Here is a 17,825-nt window from a genome sequence, read left to right on the forward strand (position 1 = left end):
TACAACTAACCTTGGCCGTCAGGCACAAAGACATACCCTAGCCCCCAAACAGTTTGAATATAACGAGGGTTGGTTGCATCTTCTTCAATCATACGACGTAGCCTAGAGACTTGTACGTCAATACTTCTCTCCAGCGCACTATAATCGCGCCCTCTCGCCAAATTCATTAACTTGTCTCGACTTAATGGTTCACGAGGGTGATTAACCAATGCCTTTAGTACTGCAAACTCACCGCTCGTTAACGAAATGACTTCGTCCCCTTTTTGCATTTCGCGCGTTGCTAGATTGAGTTTAAAAATACCAAAGACCACTTCATTTTCTTGGGCTGCAGGCGCACCTGGCACTTCTTTTGCTCTGCGACGTAAAATGGCTTTAATTCTTGCTAACAGCTCCCTTGGGTTAAACGGCTTTGGTATATAGTCATCAGCACCCAACTCAAGACCAATAATGCGATCAACTTCATCTCCTTTTGCCGTCAACATTACAATAGGGATCTCATTTTCTTTTTGTCTTAAGCGGCGACAAATAGATAGCCCATCTTCACCTGGCAGCATCAGATCAAGCACCATCAAGTGAAAATTTTCACGTTCTAGTAAACGATCCATTTGCTCACTATTGGCTGCAGTACGAACAATAAAACCTTGTTCAACCAAGTATCTCTCTAGCAAGCTACGTAAACGCATATCGTCATCTACGACTAACACTTTGGTCGTTTCATTCCCCATTGTTGATTCTTCTTTTTATTGAATACCTTGGCTTAATATAATTGAAAAAATGCCAACTAGACACCATACCTTAAAAGAAGTTTTGTTACGGAACGTTACAAACAAAAAAATAGCGCCGTTTAATCTAGAAAGCTCGACATATATTTATTTTTTATTTAAGTTGTCACAGCACGAACTCAGAGCAAATCAAGTAAATGAAAACCAATCTGATCACCCCTGAAGGGTACCGAAAATTACAGCAAGAACATGACCACTTATGGCATGAAAAGCGCCCTGAAATAACCAAAATTGTATCGTGGGCTGCGAGCTTAGGCGATCGTTCTGAAAATGCTGATTATACATTTAATAAACGTGTCCTAAGGCAAATAGATAGGCGAGTTAGATATCTGAGAAAACGACTACCTGATCTAAAAATTATTGAGTACTCTCAGCAACAGGCCGGTAAAGTATTTTTTGGGGCTTGGGTCGAAATTGAAAATGAAGCACAAGAGTGCAAAAAATTTAGAATTGTTGGGCCAGATGAAATATATGAGCGCAACGATTACATTTCCATCGACTCACCGATGGCCCGAGCTTTACTCGGTAAACAAGTGGATGATGACTTTACTGTTAATACCCCTGAGGGCGAAAAAACTTGGTTTGTTAACAAAATTGATTACGTGATCAGCTAAGCTTCTTATTCCCTTTTGCTGTGATATAGTTAGACCATAGACGTACGCTAAAAAAACGCGTATAGCATTGAACTTTATAAGGATTTTGCATGAGCAATATCTCTGCACGTTTAGCACATGAGCTAAACGCAAAAGAGCAGCAAGTTATCGCTGCAACGGCATTACTTGATGAAGGGGCAACCGTACCGTTTATCGCCCGTTACCGTAAAGAAGTTACCGGTGGGTTAGACGATACGCAGCTACGTTTATTAGAGCAACGTTTAGGCTATTTACGAGAGTTAGAGGAGCGCAGAAGCTTTATTCTCTCTACCATTAAAGAACAAGGTAAATTATCTGACTCACTCTTAGCTGACATCAATGATGTGCAAAGTAAAACTGAATTGGAAGATCTATACTTACCTTTCAAACCAAAACGCCGCACCAAAGGTCAAATAGCAATTGAAGCTGGGTTAGAACCACTGGCCGAGGCGCTATTTAGTGATGCCGCATTATCTCCTGAGCAACTAGCGCAAGACTATGTTAATGACCAGAATGGGATCAGTGATACTAAAGCAGCGTTAGATGGAGCCAAGTTCATTCTAATGGAACGCTTTGCTGAGGATGCTAAGCTGCTTGCCAAGCTTCGCCGACATATTCAACAAAATGGCCAACTTGAGGCACGAGTCGTTAAAGGAAAAGAAGACTCTGGAAACAAATACCGTGACTATTTCGAGCACAGTGAAAAATTAACCAAAGTGCCCTCTCACAGAGCATTAGCAATGCTAAGAGCGCGTAACGAAGGTATTTTACAATTGGTTATTAACCCAGAACCAGATGTGGCAGAGCCCCAACAGTTTTGCGCGCAAATGATAGCAGATCACTACCAACTCAATGTTACATCCGCCAATGCCAGTGCATGGTTAATGACCGTTGTGCAATGGGCCTGGAAAATTAAATTATCACTGCATTTAGAAAATGAATTTCTCGGGTCGCTACGTGAAACCGCCGAAACCGGCGCCATTGACGTCTTTGCTAAAAATTTAAAAGATTTGCTGATGGCAGCACCGGCAGGACCTCGCGTTACCTTAGGGATTGATCCAGGGCTGAGAACGGGATGTAAAATCGCGGTTGTCGACAGCACAGGTAAATTACTCGCCACGAATACTATTTTCCCACATGCGCCTCAAAACCATTGGGATAAATCGCTACGCACACTAGAGCAATTATGCCGTCAGCATAAAGTACAATTAATTGCCATTGGCAATGGTACCGCTTCTCGTGAGTCTGATAAGTTGGCGTCTGAGCTATTAAAAGCAGCCCCAGAGCTTGCCCTAAGTAAAATCATGGTCAGTGAAGCTGGCGCATCTGTATACTCAGCTTCCGAATTTGCCGCAAATGAATTTCCTGACTTAGACGTGTCACTGCGTGGGGCTGTATCGATAGCACGCCGTTTGCAAGACCCGTTGGCTGAATTAGTGAAAATAGAGCCTAAATCTATCGGTGTAGGTCAATACCAACATGATGTATCGCAAAGCCAACTGGGTCAAACACTGACGTCGGTCGTAGAAGACTGTGTAAACTCTGTGGGTGTAGACGTTAACATGGCTTCTGCTCCCCTATTAACACGTGTGTCTGGTTTAAATAAAACACTGGCTAACAATATTGTTCAATATCGTGACGAACACGGCTCATTCACTGCACGTAGCCAGCTGAAAAAAGTGGAAAGATTGGGGCCAAAGGCGTTTGAACAAGCTGCAGGCTTCTTACGTATACTCGACGGTAAAGACCCATTAGATGCCTCATCTGTGCACCCTGAAGCTTATCCAGTCGTAAAACAAATCGCACAACAAAAAGCACTTCCCGTCACAGAACTTATCGGAAACAGTGCTGTACTGAACCAATTGGCAGCCAATGACTTTACCAGCGAAAAGTTTGGTTTGCCAACGGTCACTGACATTATTAAAGAACTTGATAAACCAGGCCGTGATCCTCGTCCTGAGTTTAAAACAGCAGAGTTTAAAGCTGGTGTTGAAAAAATATCAGATTTAGAAGTTGGCATGATACTCGAGGGAGTTGTCTCCAATGTTGCTAATTTTGGGGCATTCGTCGATGTGGGTGTGCATCAAGATGGATTAGTACATATTTCGGCGATCACTAATAAGTTTATTTCTGATCCTCGTGAAGTCGTTAAAGCGGGTGACATTGTAAAAGTAAAAGTGATTGAAGTTGATGTTGCACGCAAACGTATTAGCTTTACTATGCGCTTGAATGATGAAATTACACCACAAGACACACAGGCTAAAAACAAGCCTAGTGCGCAAAAGTCAGCAGCACCCAAGCAGCACAGCCGCAACGCAAAACCAAAAAAAGACTCAGGTAATGCAGCCATGGGGAATGCATTTGCCGAAGCCTTCGCCAAAATGAAAAAGTAAATAATCAAGTAAAATAAAAAAGCCCATCGTAGAATGGGCTTTTTTGTGAATGCTTATCTGGTATCTAACACAATTTAATTAGACAAAGCTCTTCACTGAATCACAGCTATGCTTGTAACGACAATGAAGCAACTTCCTCGGGTTGCACTGATTGCTGATAAAAGTCGCTAATGCGTAACGAACGCGCTTGTATTTGAGGGTCTCGCTCAATTGGTAACGCAACCGAGTAAGGCCCACCCTCTGTTTTCAATGCAGCAGAGTCGCGTTCAATTATTTCTTCATCATCTTCGGCTAGTCGTCGCGTCTCATAGCCAGCAACTCGTGTCGTATCCTGCTGCTCTTCTTCATTACCTCTACTAATGGTTTGCGTAGCTAATTCCGCTTGCGCAGCAGCTTGCTTTTGTGTTGCATCAGCGGCAATCGCTCGGTCCGCACCAGAAGGTTCAGCTGGTGCTAACGCAGCAGCTCGTACAGTTTGCATTTTATCGATTGTGCCTGCAGGATCCCCTGGGATCTCTGCCACATCAATCATTACCTGCCCCCCTACCGCATAGTTATTACCGTCAGGACCACGTTGATATTCATAGCTCGGGGAACCGGCATATTGCCCACCTACGCGCGCATGTGCTTGCTCATGCAACCGTACTTCAGTGTCTCTTGCTTTAAGCTCTTGTATTTGCTTTTGCTCAGCCTGCTCATCAGCCTGTTCTTGCTCACTGCGTGTCTCTTCATCAGATTTAGGCTGGCGCTCATCGCCGTCTTGAGCACCTTTTTCATCAATTGTTTTGTTCTGTTCTAATTTGCCAGAACTATCATACAAAGCACTCTCGTCTGGTGAGTTCGCTTTTGCTTTATCACCATCATTAAACGCTTTGTTCTCTGTGAAGGTTGCAGAGGTAGGAGCTGCTTTGGGGATCACTTCACGCAGCTGGTTGTCGCGCCTAGCTGTTTCAGTGTAGACGTTGGCAGTATTTAAATTCATCGTCGGAGAGGACGTTACAATACTCATACCATTTTTGTAAAACTTATACCTTTATATCAATTAAAGTACCCAATGCTTCGTCAGCAGTGCGGATAGTTTGCACGTTTGCTTTAGCATTAAATTCTTCTACTTTTAGATTAACCAGAGCTTCATCAATTTTCGCGGACTGTGAAACCGGCGCCGTCACAGACTCTTCAGGACGAGCACCTTGCAACTGACGCTGCTGTGCCTGCTGGCCTTCATCTTGCGTTTCAATAGTCGCACGGTTTATTTCAGCGCTCGCACGCTCAATACCTTGCGTTGCTCTGTTAAAGCCTTCTATCCCATTGTTGAGTACATCACCGATTGGCATAGCATGCTCCGAAAACTTTTATATATGGTTAATTATTGCGCAAAAAGTCATAAAAATAAAGCATGATTTACGTCTTTTTCACGTAACGCGATACCATAATTTTAAAGTACTGATTTTAGGAAAGTTATAAATTCAGTGCGATGAGAAATAAAAGGCGCATGAGATGCTTTTGGTAAAATTTCGCAGTGAAAATTCGAATTTAGACCACGAATCTTATCTATTACAGCTTTTGGCACCAAAGAGTCCAAGCGACCAAACAAACCATAAATGGGCTGTTCTAACCTAGCCATATCAGCCCGTAAATCCTGTGTTTTCAAAATATCTAAACCGGCTTTTAATGCAATAGGGTCTGGTTCTGGGGCCTGTGCTAATAAAGCCCGTAAGCTTTTAATGTCCTCTTTAGCATGTTCACTCCCCATCGCTTGAATAGCGAGAAAACGTTCAATAGTCTTAGTAGTGTTCTTTTCAAGTTGCACCTGAAAGGCATCTAATACATTTGACTGTATACCAGGCCACTGCGTTACTTCGTTAAAGTAGGGCGTAGACGCAATTAAGATAACCTTACTGACTTTATCTGGAAAGTTACGCGCCAAATGCAATGCAAACAAGCCACCTAATGACCAGCCAATAATGATACTTTTTGGTTTTAATTGTTCAGCCACTAAGTTAGCCGCCGTTTCTAACGTATAGTCCAATTTAGGACTCGGGGCACCGCCAAAACCTGGTAAATTAATACACCGCACGTCACCATTAAAAACCAGCTCAATTTCAGGCTTTATCATCTGCCACACTTGCGCATTCATTCCCCAGCCGTGTAACAGTACTAACTCTTTTTGCATTCTTTTAGGTCCTCAACCAAACTTACAACAATGATACCGACAAGACCAAGGAAAGTAACCAACATGCTAAGGAAAGTAGCTAATTGGCTCGTGCCCAATTATTGTATTTGTTGCCAAAACCCCCTTATTGAAAACCAAGCAATATGCCAATACTGTTTCGATGAGCTCAGTTTATTTGACCCCTCACAAGGAAACCTCCTCAATCAGCCAGATATTTGTCGTGATTTTAAGTTAGACAATATAACAAGGTTAATGGCATGTGGCTGGTATGAAGGCCAGCTTAAAAGTTGGCTGAGTGGCTACAAGTTCCATCATCAAACTCGTTATCAAGCGGCGCTGCAGCAGGTTATTATCCACCAATGGACACAGTACTTGCTAAATGAACACACTGCTCCTGATATCGCTGTGCTCATGCCACTGCACACCTCTCGGTTAGTTAATAGAGGGTTCAATCAAGTCAACCAAACATGGCAAAGCTGTATCAACCCCTATTTAAGCTCAAAAATAAGCTTACTTCGTACCCATAACACCAAGGCGCAAAGCAACCTAACAGGTATACAGCGAAGAAAAAATACACGCTATGCCTTTCAGGTCAAAGACTCAATGGCCGGCCTAAGAGTCGCCATCGTAGACGATGTTATCACCACAGGGGCAACGATGGGTGCTGCAGCGCAAGCATGCTTAGATGCTGGTGCGCTACAAGTTGATGCTATTGCAACAGCACTAACGCCCTTGCACCGATAGCGTATGCCCAAAGAAGAGTGCATTCGTTAATAACCGACTACTGCCATACCAATAACCTCGAAATACGGGGTTATCGGAGCTTGCAATCACACTGCCCTTGCCATACCGGTGTGCAACCACAGCTGCACTTCCACTGACTTTCGCGACATTCTCTTTTGCAGCATACCCTGACAAAAGAGGGTTTTTGGTATATTTATTCACCAGTAAAAATGGCAGTTCAGGGGCCTGAAGTAACCATGTACTATTTTTAAACATGGGTAACAAGCGGCGCTGAAAGCCAAAAGACAATGGATGAGACAAGTCTAACTCAGTCGCAAATATTGCCCCTGCAATACGCTGTTTTGCCGCTAGCGCATCACGCGCACCATATTGTAATCCCTCAGTATTGAACTGTTCAGCCATCTCCTTTCGAGTGATACTTTGTGCATTTAATAGCTGGCTATCCATCAACCACTTTGCTCCCCGCTTGTGACCCCAAATAACACCGCCCTTATTTACCCACCCAGTCAGTGCAACCTTGGCTCGATCAGATAGCTTATTGAAGCGGCCATCCGTCAATATCACATGGCTATAGCGTGATAAGTCGACTTTACCTAATCTGTGCTGTTCTATTAGAGTTGGTGCGATACCTAGATGCTTGTCTAAGTGATACCAAACCTCTCCGACCTCATATTGGCTACTCCCTTGCCCACCCACCAGCAAGACTTTAGGTAAAGATAGCTTCCGCATATTACGTGATCCAAGGTCGATGCCTTTGGTCGTTAAGCCCGTGTCTATTGGATGGATTTTTACAGCAAACTGCGATTGAGCATTATTAAGCACTGATAACCATTGTGCGTTACGTTGTAACCCTGCTGGAACAATGATACTGCCCGCTGAAAAATCATGCTGTAAGCCCGCAGTTTCAGCTGTAAAGGGTTTCATCGCGACACGCGCTTCAATATCATGACTAAGTAGATAATTTAGCATTTTTGGAGCATTCCATGCTTGCCATGAAAACCCATATGCATAGGTTTCTGATAATTTTGAGAACTGTTCTTTTACAGGCGACTGCCATGGTTCGTCTGCAACCTTAAGTCCCCATGTGCTAGCTGCCTGAGCAAACTGTAGGTTAAACGCATGTGCCAAAGTCCATCCTGATACATCATAAAAGGTATTATCTTGGAAAGACTGCTGTTCTGAAAATATCGCTTTGATTAGACGATACTGAGATTGTGATAAAGGCACATAGATATCGCCTTTCTGATACTGATATTTACCCACCTTATACTCTTTTGTCAGTTCAAACACATCAATTTGATGCTGTGACAACACTGACAAAAATTGTTCAAACTTTTGCTTGTCGTGACCTGCCGCTACCACATACCCTTCAAATTTTTCTTTCTTTGCGAGTGCCATTGCCCCTGTATAAAACTGCTGTTGATATGCTTGTAACTTCGCTTTATTTTTAATAACACCTTCAAATGTGGATAAACTGGTCGTTAGTTGGTTTTTTATGGTCTGAGGAAAACTCAATCGACCGTTAACGGTATCTTGAACATGCCCACGGCTACTCGCCTGTTCAAACAAAATACCAATCGCGCCGTTAGCATCTGGGTAGGTAGATCCTTTGCCATAATAAAAATCATCAAAACTCTCTTGGGTAAAGTATAACTGTTTATCTTTATCTAACGACTTAGCATGAAATGTCGCTAATATTTCAGTCAGTGTAACATTCATTTTTGGCGTCAAAGGATGAGTGCGCGAAGCAACGCCTGGCTGAAAGAAGTAACTGCTATTGGATCCCATTTCATGGAAATCTGTTAATACATTAGGCTTCCAATGATGGAACTGTGCCACTCTAGCTTGTGACTCTGGATGTTGCAACAATAGCCAATCCCTGTTTAAGTCAAACATATAATGATTGGTGCGCCCAGAAGGCCAAGCTTCTACATGCTCTCTATGCTGCGGATCAGCAGACAAATTCATACCTCGATTGCTATTAGCCCATTGCGCAAAGCGTGCTAAGCCATCGGGATTTAAAGAAGGATCTAACAACACAACCGTATTATTAAGTAACGTCTGTACCGCGTCACCTTGCGCGGCAGCCAAATAATAGGCCACCAGCAGTGCGGCATTGCTGCCTGAGGGTTCATTACCGTGTACGCTATACCCCATCCACGCCACCGCCGGTGTGTCAACTTTCAATTCTGAAGACGACAGCCTTGCTAAATGCTGCGACCTGATCTGTTCAATGCGTTCTAGCTTGTCTGGTGCTGTAATCGTTAACAGCAGTAACGGTCGTTGCTCATGGCTATAACCCATGGTTTTTATTTCAACACGGTCACTTTTATCTGCCAGGACACGCATATATTGCACTAATTGATCATGTCGCACATGCCACTGCCCAACCTCATATCCCAGAACATCACTCGGTGTGGGGATAGTCGGATCAAATTGAATGTCGTCAGAAAAATAATAATTCAGTGGTTGTGCCACCACTGTCAGAGGCAAATAAATAGCCATTGCCAAACATAATAATACAAGCCGCATATCAAGACCTTAAAACTGATGATTGTTTAAACGCTAACAGCCAAACCATAAGTTGCCAAATTTTTACGTCCAACACTAGCGACAATACGATGAGGGGAGTATCATACGAAGTATCCGAGTAATTTAGTCAAGTAATAGTCACAGTTATGATAACCATTTCAGAAACAGCTCAATCCCATTTTGCTAAACTGCTTTCCGATCAAGCAGAAAAGACAAACATTCGCGTGTTTGTGGTAAACCCAGGTACATCACAAGCAGAGTGTGGTGTCTCTTATTGCCCCGCAGATGCCGTAGAGGAAAGCGATATTCGCCTACCATTTAATGGCTTCGACGCGGTTGTCGATGCTGAAAGTGCACCATTTTTAGAAGAAGCCGAAATCGATTTCGTCACAGATAAAATGGGGACTCAACTGACACTCAAAGCACCGAACGCCAAAGCGAAAAAGCTCAGTGACAATGCTGATTTAAACGAACGTGTTGAGCATATGTTGGTATCAGAAGTCAATCCACAGCTTGCCAATCACGGAGGTCAAGTGAGCTTGGTAGAGATCACCGCTGAGGGTGTTGCAATCTTACAATTTGGTGGCGGGTGTAATGGCTGCTCAATGATTGATGTGACACTAAAAGAAGGGATTGAAAAAGAAATGGTTGCTAAGTTTGATGAGATCACCGGAGTACGTGATATTACTGAACACCAAGCTGGCGACCACTCATACTACTAAACGCTCGATGTTAAAAACCGTCATTTATAAACTGGGCCAGCACCCCAAACTTAGCCTTAAGCGTTTTTTTATTGGCTTAGGGCTATTTGCATTAAGCGTATTAGGCATTGCTTATGGTTATTACCACTATGCTTGGGTTCAGCTTATTGGGTTGGGGCTACTCGCCCCAGCACTCTTTTTTGCTGCTTGGGGCTACATAGGCATATTCGCCAACCGCTTTTCACAAGTTATTGTAACAATGCCCCCTGATGACAGATCTGCCTATAACGATAAAACAAAGTAGCACCCCGCATCGCCATAAAGCAGCTCATTGCAAACCATAAACCATGATTCCCCCATTCTAGCGTCAGCCAAAATGGCGTAAAAAAGCCAAGCACAACCGCAATAAACATTGAATTACGCATTTCCTTAGCCCGAGTCAAGCCCACAAACACACCGTCAAATAAAAAACAGCCCATAGCGATAATAGGGAGCACAATCAGCCAAGGTAAATACATACTTGCCTCAGTGATAACCTCTGGAATATTTGTCAGCATGGTAATAATTGACGGCCCTAATACTGCAAAAAATATACAATAACCCAAAGCGAACACCGCCCCCCAGAAAACACTGACGTTAACCCATAGTTTTACTCGTGAAGGATCATTTTCACCTTTAGCTGCGCCTACTTTCGCTTCGGCTGCGTAGGCAATACCGTCTAAAGCGAAACTCACTAACATCAAGAAGTTTAACAACACAGCATTGGCCGCGAGTGTCACATCCCCTAACCGTGCACCATAAAAGGTCATAAAGCTAAAGCACAACTGCAATAACAAAGAGCGAATAAAAATGTCGCGGTTTAATGTCAATAACCGAGCAATGCTGTCTTTTGATGGAAATTTAACACTCCATGTTACCCCATAACGCATAAAGAGCTTTTTAACTAAAACAACGGCTAAACCCAACGCACTATAATCAGCGATAACAGATGCCCAAGCGGCACCAGCTACCCCAAAATCTAGCACTAACACAAATAAAATATCGAGTACGATATTCACCAAATTAGTAAATAACACCAAATAGAATGGCCCTTTGCCATAATGCATACCCAACATCAAACCAAGAAGCACTAAATTACATAAAGCAGCTGGAGCACTCCAAATACGAATAGAAAAATAACTACCCGCTTGCTCCATAACTTGTTCAGATGATTCTGATAAGGAAGCTATCACCGAAAGTAACGCCGGGCTCAGTGCAATTAAAGTTAAAGCAAACAGTAAAGATAACAGCAAACTACTAAGGAGCAATTGTTTAACTTTATTGAAATCTTTAGCACCAAACGCTTGAGCTATTACACCTGTCGTACTCATACGTAAAAAACTGGCTAGCCAAAATAACACCGCGATGCTACTAGAACCTAATGCTATACCCGCTAAATAATGTGCACTTGATAGATGGCCAATAACCGCTGTATCAACCAACCCTAGTAACGGCACTGATATATTTGATAAAATCATAGGTCCCGCAAGTAGGAGTAAAGCGAAGTGGTAGGACTTATGTTTGCTAAAAAAATGACCCATATTATTTGGTTGGCCTTAATATTAATGACACAGAATGTGTTTGCAGCAGTGATCTTACAGTATCACCACGTGAGCGAAAAGCTGCCAGCTGTTACCTCTGTAAGTAGCGAGACATTTAAGTCTCATTTGCAGTATTTAAAAACCAACAACTTTAATGTCGTGCCTCTCGACACGCTATTAAATAACCTTAAAGAAGGAGAAAAAGTCAGTGCCAATACCGTTGCGATCACCTTTGATGATGGTTACGATAACAATATTACCGATGCAGCCCCGATTCTCGAAGCTTTTAATTACCCCTATACAATCTTCGTTAACCCACAACTCATCGACGAGCAACAAAGCTATGTCATGACATGGGATCAATTAAGAACGCTCGCTAAACGCGGTGCACTCATAGCAAACCACAGTGCGAAGCACGATTACCTTCACAAACGCTTACCTGGAGAGAGTCAAACCCAATGGTATGCACGAATTAGTCGCGACATCACCTGGTCAGAACAACGAATTAAGGAAGAGATTGGTCACAATGCGAAACTCTTAGCCTACCCATATGGTGAATTTAATAATGCATTACAGCGTTTAGTATCGGATTTAGGCTATACCGGTATAGGGCAACATTCCGGCGCCGTAGGTGTCACGTCCGACTTTACACGTTTGCCGCGTTTCCCAGCATCTGGCATTTATAGTAATTTAAAAACATTAAAAACAAAAATACACGCACACCCATTTACGACAGGCACAGTAAAATATAGTGACTCCGTCACGGCTGAAACCAAACCGATTGTGACTCTCACTTTTACCGAAAAACCTTTTAAGAAGAACCAATTTGCGTGCTTCGTTTCCGGTAAAGGGGCGGCAGAATTACGCTGGTTAAATGAACATACCGTGTCTGTGGTTTCACCTACACACCTGCCATCAGGCCGCTCTAGGTATAACTGCACGGCACCCGTTAAGAACGTATCAGGTGCGTTTTACTGGTACTCTCAGCCATGGGTGATCTCTAAAAACTCACCGTAAAATACCTAACCTGTTAGTGACTCAGGCCTTGCGACATGGCTTTGTCACTGACGCTAACAAAGTCTCAGTGACTTTACTCAATGGGACCACTTTTTGTGCAGCATCTAGCTGCACAGCCGCTCGCGGCATTCCCCATACAACACAACTTTTTTCATCTTGTGCTGCAGTCTTTGCCCCACTTTGGCGCAATTTTAACATGCCTTTTGCGCCATCACTGCCCATTCCGGTTAAAAGCACAGCAGTTACCGATTTTGCAATTGGCACCAGTGAGTCAAATAAAACATCTACAGCCGGCTTATGCCTATTTACTGGTGCGGTGTCATCTAACTCACACATAGCGACTGAACCACGCTTTACAATCTTTAAGTGTTTATCTCCTGGCGCAATGAACACTTGACCAGGTCCCAATACGTCACCATGTTCAGCTTCTTTAACCTTAACGGTACAACAACGATCCATACGCTGAGCAAACGATGCACTAAATACCGGGGGAATATGTTGTGTTATTACCGTAGGTGGAGCATGTTTAGGGAAAGTCATCAACACTTCTTTAATTGCTTCCGTCCCTCCCGTCGATGCGCCTATGGCGATAATTGCATTGCGATCGTACTGTTCTGATTCACCATGTACACTTGATGGTGCACTCGCTGTTGATTTAAAAGCCCTGATCCGAGCTTGAGATGCTACTCTAATTTTCTCTTGTAACAAATAAGCATACGCTTGAAGTTGATCCGCGACATTGACGGTAGGTTTTGCAATAAAATCTATAGCCCCAACCTCTAATGCTTCTAATGTGGCAGGCGAACCTTGTTGAGTTAACGTCGAAATCATAACAACCGGCATCGGCCTTAATCGCATTAAATTCCGCAGAAAACTTAGCCCATCCATTTTTGGCATTTCGATATCTAGCGTTAATACATCGGGGTTAAGTGTTTTTATCATCTCCCTTGCTTGATAAGGGTCTTCTGCACACCCAACAACAGTGATATCACGTGCTTGTTGTAAAACTTCTGTCAGTATCCCTCTAATAAGAGGCGAGTCATCTATCACTAATACTTTTATCATGGCACCTCCTAGAAGAGTTCTATATCCGTTTTCGCATCTTGTGTTTCAATATCATGTAAGTAACGCACTTCACGTTTTTCAATCGTATCGTTGTGCATTTGACGTAACTTTTTAACCTGTGCTTTACCAGTCTGAGGGTTAAAAACTACTTTACGCGGCCATGGTCCCCCTACATCATGAGAGACCAATTCCAAGGCCTCATCTTGAATATAAGCATTAGCAAAACGGATATTGCCAATGCCAATATCTGTCATCGAACGAATGATTTTTCCACCACCAAACAGCTTTATTTTTAAACTATGCCTGCATGCACCATTTTTAAGTAATTCATTTATCAAATATTCCATTGCCCAATTTCCATATCTGCAATTCAGATCATCTGCATTCACGTCTTCCATGCCCTTTACACCCGGTAACATAAAATGATTCATGCCACCAATACCTAATTGCTCATCATAAATACACGCCGCTATACAGGAGCCGAGTACGGTTGAAATTAGCTCATTATGTTTAGACACATAAAACTCACCCGGTAAAACTTTTGCAACAACCATAGAACGACTTGAGTCCCAAAACCGCTTTACATGTTCAAATCCACTTATGACCGGCTTGAATTCACTCTTCATTGCAGACCTTCTTGTACATGGTCTTACCTAGGTTTTTAAATTCACTATGCTCTTTTCCCATAGTCTCGGAATGCCCAATGAACAAATGCCCATCACGCGCCAACATTCGATGATAGCCCTGAAATAAATTATCTTTCGTTTCTTTATCAAAATAAATAAGTACATTACGACAAAATATGACGTCAAACGGTCCTTTCATTGGCCATTTTTCCAGTAAATTTAATCGCTTAAATGAGATCATTTGTTGCAACTGGGGCTTTACGCGATAGGCACTGCCATCCGCACTTTTTAAAAAGTACTGCTTTAATTGAGCGGGACTAAGCCCCGTTATAGTCACTGGCTCGTATATACCTTGCTGTGCTTTTGCCAGTACATTTGAGTCCAAATCGGTTGCCAATACTTTAACATCCCAAGAAGCAGGGAAGCACCCAGTCAAAGTCATTGCAATACTATAAGGCTCTTCACCTGTAGAGCAACCTGCAGACCAAATCCTAACTCGTTTAGATTCTTTATTAGACTCTAATAAAGTAGGAATAACCTTGTCATGTAAATGCTCAAAGTGATGATTCTCTCGAAAAAATGATGTTAAGTTAGTCGTAATCGCATTAATAAAGTGACTAAACTCAACGTCATTATGTGTATCCAAATAATCCAAATAAGCTGCAAAAGAAGTCAACTCATTGCTTCGTATACGACGCGCTAAACGCGAGTACACCATCTCCCTTTTATGCGGCCCAAGCACGATACCACACGCTTTATAAACCCGCTCTGAAATCACCTTAAAATCACTGTCTGTAAATGCAAACTCTCGCATCCTTCACTCTCCATAAACTGATTATAGAGAGGAAAAAGCCATACTGCCCTTAAAACTCTTCCCACTCTTCTGAACTGTCAGAAAATTGATTTCCCGTTGCTACAGGGCTTGCAGATGCAGAAGGTGCTGACAACTCTATACGCTCTGTAGGCTGTGGTGTGCGAGTTGCCACTGTTCGCTGTGTTTGATTTGATTCAGCAGGCAATCCTGAATTCGCGACCTGCATATTCTCACTTAATGAAAAGAAGTTAAGTAACCGCTTCATATCGTTCGCTTGTTCTGACATTGATTCGCCTGCCGCAGACGCTTGTTCCACTAATGCAGCATTTTGTTGCGTCATTTCATCCATTTGTGCCACGGCTTTATTTACTTGTTCAATACCCGAGCTTTGTTCAACAGACGCTTCAGCTATATCAGAAATCATTTGTGTAACCCGCTTAACTGAAGCTACGATATCCTTCAGCGTTTCACCGGATTCGTTCACTAAAATGGTACCATCTTCTACTTTCCCAACACTATCGCGGATCAAATCTTTAATCTCTTTTGCTGCGCCAGCCGAACGCTGTGCAAGATTACGAACCTCTCCTGCAACAACTGCAAAACCTCGACCTTGCTCTCCAGCTCTTGCTGCTTCCACTGCCGCATTGAGTGCGAGTAAATTAGTTTGGAAAGCTATTTCATCAATCACACCGATAATGTCAGATATTTTTTTGCTCGATTCATTAATAGCCGACATACTCGACACAGCTCGATTCACAACTTCACCACCCAGCATGGCTTTATCACAAGTTTCTTCAGCGAGTCCATTAGCAATTTTTGCATTATCCGCATTTTGACGCACTGTACTTGTCATCTCTTCCATACTAGACGCTGTTTCTTCTAAAGACGAAGCTTGCTCTTCGGTTCTTTGACTTAGATCAGTATTTCCTTGTGATATTTCTTCGGCTCCACTGGCCACCAGCGACGCTGACGAATTGATTCGATTAAGTACTTCAGTTAACTTGTTCGCCGTCGCATTCGCATCTTGTTTTAGTTTATCAAATGCACCTTGGTATTCAGTTGTAACTCTACGGGTAAGATCACCAGTGGCAAGTCCATCTAACATTTGCGCAGTGTCAGACACTGCACCATCAACAATACTAACTAATTCATTTAAACCTTGTGTCAAGCGTAAATAAAACCCTTCTTTATTCGCTTCTTGCAACCGTACACTCAAATCGCCTTGACCTGCAGACATAACGAGTTCATTCACCTCAGATTCGATAGCCACTTCTGCTGTGCGATCCGACCACTCCACAACCGTACCTATTCTTTCTCCATCTGCATCAATGATAGGATTAGCAACTAAACCAAATGTTCTACCTCCTACCAAAATTTCTGTTTTATATACCGATGTTAGTCGCTCTAACATGCTACGCTGGTGTGACGGATCTTTATGGAATATATCAATATTCGACCCTACCAATGTGCGACTATCAAAGTGAGGCAGGTCTTTTTTAATGTCTCTTTCAGCATTACTCATCATCTGCACAACTGACTTATTCATATACACAATGTTGTGTTCATCATTCGCAATCATGGTGTTAGTTGCAACATTATCCAGCGCACGCTTAACGCGTAAATTCTCATTTGCCTGCTCTTGTTCTTTACGCTCTCTGACAAGACGCTCTGTCTTGTCATCCCACTCAACCACAGTCCCTAAACGTTCATTATTATCACCGTAAACAGGCGTTGCTATTAGCCCAAAAGTAAAGCCTGCTACTTGAATATCAGTCTTATATGTTTGGGTTAATTTTGCCAATAAATGCCTTTGATGGCTCGGATTCACATGGAAAACATCTATGCACTCACCGATTAACTTGCTCGTATCAAAATTGGGGAGTGATGTCCTGAGCTGTGTTTGATTCGCACTGAGCATCTCTAATACTGAATGATTAGCATAAACAATATTTAAATCAGGATCTGCCAGCATAACATTCGCTTGGCATACATCTAACGCGCTAGAAATTCTCGCATTATGTGCAGATAGCTTTTGCTGCCTTTGCTCTGCCTCTAACTTAGCAGTAATGTCTTTCCATTCCACAAGCGTGGCGATTCGTTCATTATCGTCATTAAATACTGGTGTTGCTATTAACTCAAACGTTAGCCCTGCTACTTTGATAGTGGTTGTATAAACCTGCGTTAAAGTGCGTAATAGCCCTCGTTGATGGGCTGGATTTTTATGAAAAGCATCAATATTTTGACCAACTAAGTCATCAACATTAAAGCCGGGTAAATCCTCCCTAAGCTTGACTTGATTCTCTCTGAACATCATCGTAACCGAATCATTCAAATAGGTAATATTCAGTTCAGCATCAGCGACCATGATGTTTGCTTGGCACACCTGCAACGCACGAAGCAGCCCATCAATATGGCTTTTATTAGCTTGATCTTGTTTATCAGACTGTAAATACAAAGCTTGTTTTAATTGTGGATAATGACTGAAATCAATCTGCGCTATCGCATCAAGCTCAGCAACTTTCAGCTGTGGCAGTAGTAACTCAACACAGTCGAGTCTGGCCGCATACTTGCTTAAATTTTGCTTTAAATATAGAGTACCTACTAAGGTCACAAAAATAGGTAAGAGTAGGAGTAAACTCGTCATTAAGGACAATTCAATACCCATTAACTTAAATGCTACCGCAATAGAGGCAACTTGAGCGATCCCAACATAAATTAGCTTATTGCTTATCGCGCCTTGTAGGTTATGACTACTCATATCTTCTC

General features: G+C 42.6%; 16 protein-coding genes. 6 read left to right on the forward strand and 10 right to left on the reverse strand.

All coding sequences use genetic code 11. The features are described from left to right. Nucleotides 1–5: 5 nt before the first annotated feature. The gene (gene ompR, locus PCIT_RS16115) at nt 6–725 is read right to left on the reverse strand and encodes an osmolarity response regulator transcription factor OmpR (RefSeq protein ID WP_010366398.1); all 720 of its coding nucleotides are present in this window, start codon (nt 723–725) and stop codon (nt 6–8) included. A 194-nt stretch (nt 726–919) separates the two neighbouring features. Here ompR and greB point away from each other — a divergent pair, with 194 nt between their 5' ends. Both greB and PCIT_RS16125 read left to right on the forward strand, forming a co-directional pair. Then, nucleotides 920–1,396: a transcription elongation factor GreB gene (greB, locus tag PCIT_RS16120; protein WP_010366396.1), complete on the forward strand. Its 477-nt coding sequence runs from the start codon at nt 920–922 to the stop codon at nt 1,394–1,396. An 89-nt stretch (nt 1,397–1,485) separates the two neighbouring features. Next, the gene (locus PCIT_RS16125; RefSeq protein WP_010366394.1) at nt 1,486–3,807 is read left to right on the forward strand and encodes a Tex family protein; all 2,322 of its coding nucleotides are present in this window, start codon (nt 1,486–1,488) and stop codon (nt 3,805–3,807) included. A 106-nt stretch (nt 3,808–3,913) separates the two neighbouring features. Here the strand turns inward: PCIT_RS16125 and PCIT_RS16130 are convergent, their stop codons facing one another. The 3 genes from PCIT_RS16130 to bioH form a co-directional block, all read right to left on the reverse strand. Beyond that, nucleotides 3,914–4,816 (reverse strand): putative metalloprotease CJM1_0395 family protein, encoded by a 903-nt coding sequence (locus tag PCIT_RS16130; RefSeq protein WP_010366392.1) that lies wholly within the window; start codon nt 4,814–4,816, stop codon nt 3,914–3,916. 16 nt (nt 4,817–4,832) lie between these two features. Then, nucleotides 4,833–5,141, reverse strand: coding sequence for a hypothetical protein (locus PCIT_RS16135; RefSeq protein ID WP_010366389.1), 309 nt, complete (start codon nt 5,139–5,141; stop codon nt 4,833–4,835). Nucleotides 5,142–5,242: 101 nt separating this feature from the next. Next, nucleotides 5,243–5,980 carry a pimeloyl-ACP methyl ester esterase BioH gene (bioH, locus tag PCIT_RS16140; RefSeq protein ID WP_010366388.1) on the reverse strand — a complete coding sequence of 246 codons (738 nt, stop codon included), beginning with the start codon at nt 5,978–5,980 and terminating at the stop codon, nt 5,243–5,245. Nucleotides 5,981–6,043: 63 nt separating this feature from the next. On the opposite strand from bioH, the gene PCIT_RS16145 reads away from it, so the two are divergent. Then, a complete protein-coding gene (locus tag PCIT_RS16145) occupies nt 6,044–6,724 on the forward strand; it encodes a ComF family protein (RefSeq protein WP_010366386.1) in 681 nt (226 codons plus the stop codon). On the opposite strand, the gene PCIT_RS16150 is transcribed toward PCIT_RS16145, so the two are convergent. Next, nucleotides 6,704–9,256 (reverse strand): M14 metallopeptidase family protein, encoded by a 2,553-nt coding sequence (locus PCIT_RS16150; RefSeq protein WP_010366384.1) that lies wholly within the window; start codon nt 9,254–9,256, stop codon nt 6,704–6,706. The genes PCIT_RS16145 and PCIT_RS16150 overlap by 21 nt on opposite strands. A 146-nt stretch (nt 9,257–9,402) precedes the next feature. Here PCIT_RS16150 and nfuA point away from each other — a divergent pair, with 146 nt between their 5' ends. Then, nucleotides 9,403–9,978 (forward strand): Fe-S biogenesis protein NfuA, encoded by a 576-nt coding sequence (gene nfuA / locus PCIT_RS16155; RefSeq protein ID WP_010366383.1) that lies wholly within the window; start codon nt 9,403–9,405, stop codon nt 9,976–9,978. Between the two features lie 7 nt (nt 9,979–9,985). Beyond that, complete coding sequence (locus PCIT_RS23160; protein ID WP_040698071.1) at nt 9,986–10,261, forward strand: hypothetical protein; 276 nt, start codon at nt 9,986–9,988, stop codon at nt 10,259–10,261. Here PCIT_RS23160 and PCIT_RS16160 read toward each other — a convergent pair. Beyond that, the gene (locus PCIT_RS16160; protein WP_010366379.1) at nt 10,206–11,474 is read right to left on the reverse strand and encodes an MATE family efflux transporter; all 1,269 of its coding nucleotides are present in this window, start codon (nt 11,472–11,474) and stop codon (nt 10,206–10,208) included. The two genes, PCIT_RS23160 and PCIT_RS16160, sit on opposite strands and share 56 nt — an antisense overlap. Nucleotides 11,475–11,513: 39 nt before the next feature. On the opposite strand from PCIT_RS16160, the gene PCIT_RS16165 reads away from it, so the two are divergent. Continuing rightward, nucleotides 11,514–12,554 (forward strand): polysaccharide deacetylase family protein, encoded by a 1,041-nt coding sequence (locus tag PCIT_RS16165; protein ID WP_010366377.1) that lies wholly within the window; start codon nt 11,514–11,516, stop codon nt 12,552–12,554. A gap of 21 nt (nt 12,555–12,575) precedes the next feature. Here the strand turns inward: PCIT_RS16165 and PCIT_RS16170 are convergent, their stop codons facing one another. From PCIT_RS16170 to PCIT_RS16185, 4 genes are read right to left on the reverse strand one after another with little or no spacing between them, the layout of a single operon-like run. After that, nucleotides 12,576–13,619, reverse strand: coding sequence for a protein-glutamate methylesterase/protein-glutamine glutaminase (locus tag PCIT_RS16170; RefSeq protein WP_010366375.1), 1,044 nt, complete (start codon nt 13,617–13,619; stop codon nt 12,576–12,578). Nucleotides 13,620–13,627: 8 nt separating this feature from the next. Continuing rightward, entirely contained in the window at nt 13,628–14,245 is a 618-nt protein-coding gene (cheD, locus tag PCIT_RS16175; protein WP_010366373.1) for a chemoreceptor glutamine deamidase CheD, read from the reverse strand. Then, nucleotides 14,235–15,059 carry a CheR family methyltransferase gene (locus PCIT_RS16180; protein ID WP_010366371.1) on the reverse strand — a complete coding sequence of 275 codons (825 nt, stop codon included), beginning with the start codon at nt 15,057–15,059 and terminating at the stop codon, nt 14,235–14,237. The genes cheD and PCIT_RS16180 overlap by 11 nt, the downstream gene beginning before the upstream one ends. A gap of 49 nt (nt 15,060–15,108) precedes the next feature. Further along, nucleotides 15,109–17,817 (reverse strand): methyl-accepting chemotaxis protein, encoded by a 2,709-nt coding sequence (locus tag PCIT_RS16185; protein WP_010366370.1) that lies wholly within the window; start codon nt 17,815–17,817, stop codon nt 15,109–15,111. Nucleotides 17,818–17,825 lie beyond the last annotated feature (8 nt).

Source organism: Pseudoalteromonas citrea (assembly GCF_000238375.3).
GTDB lineage: Bacteria > Pseudomonadota > Gammaproteobacteria > Enterobacterales > Alteromonadaceae > Pseudoalteromonas > Pseudoalteromonas citrea.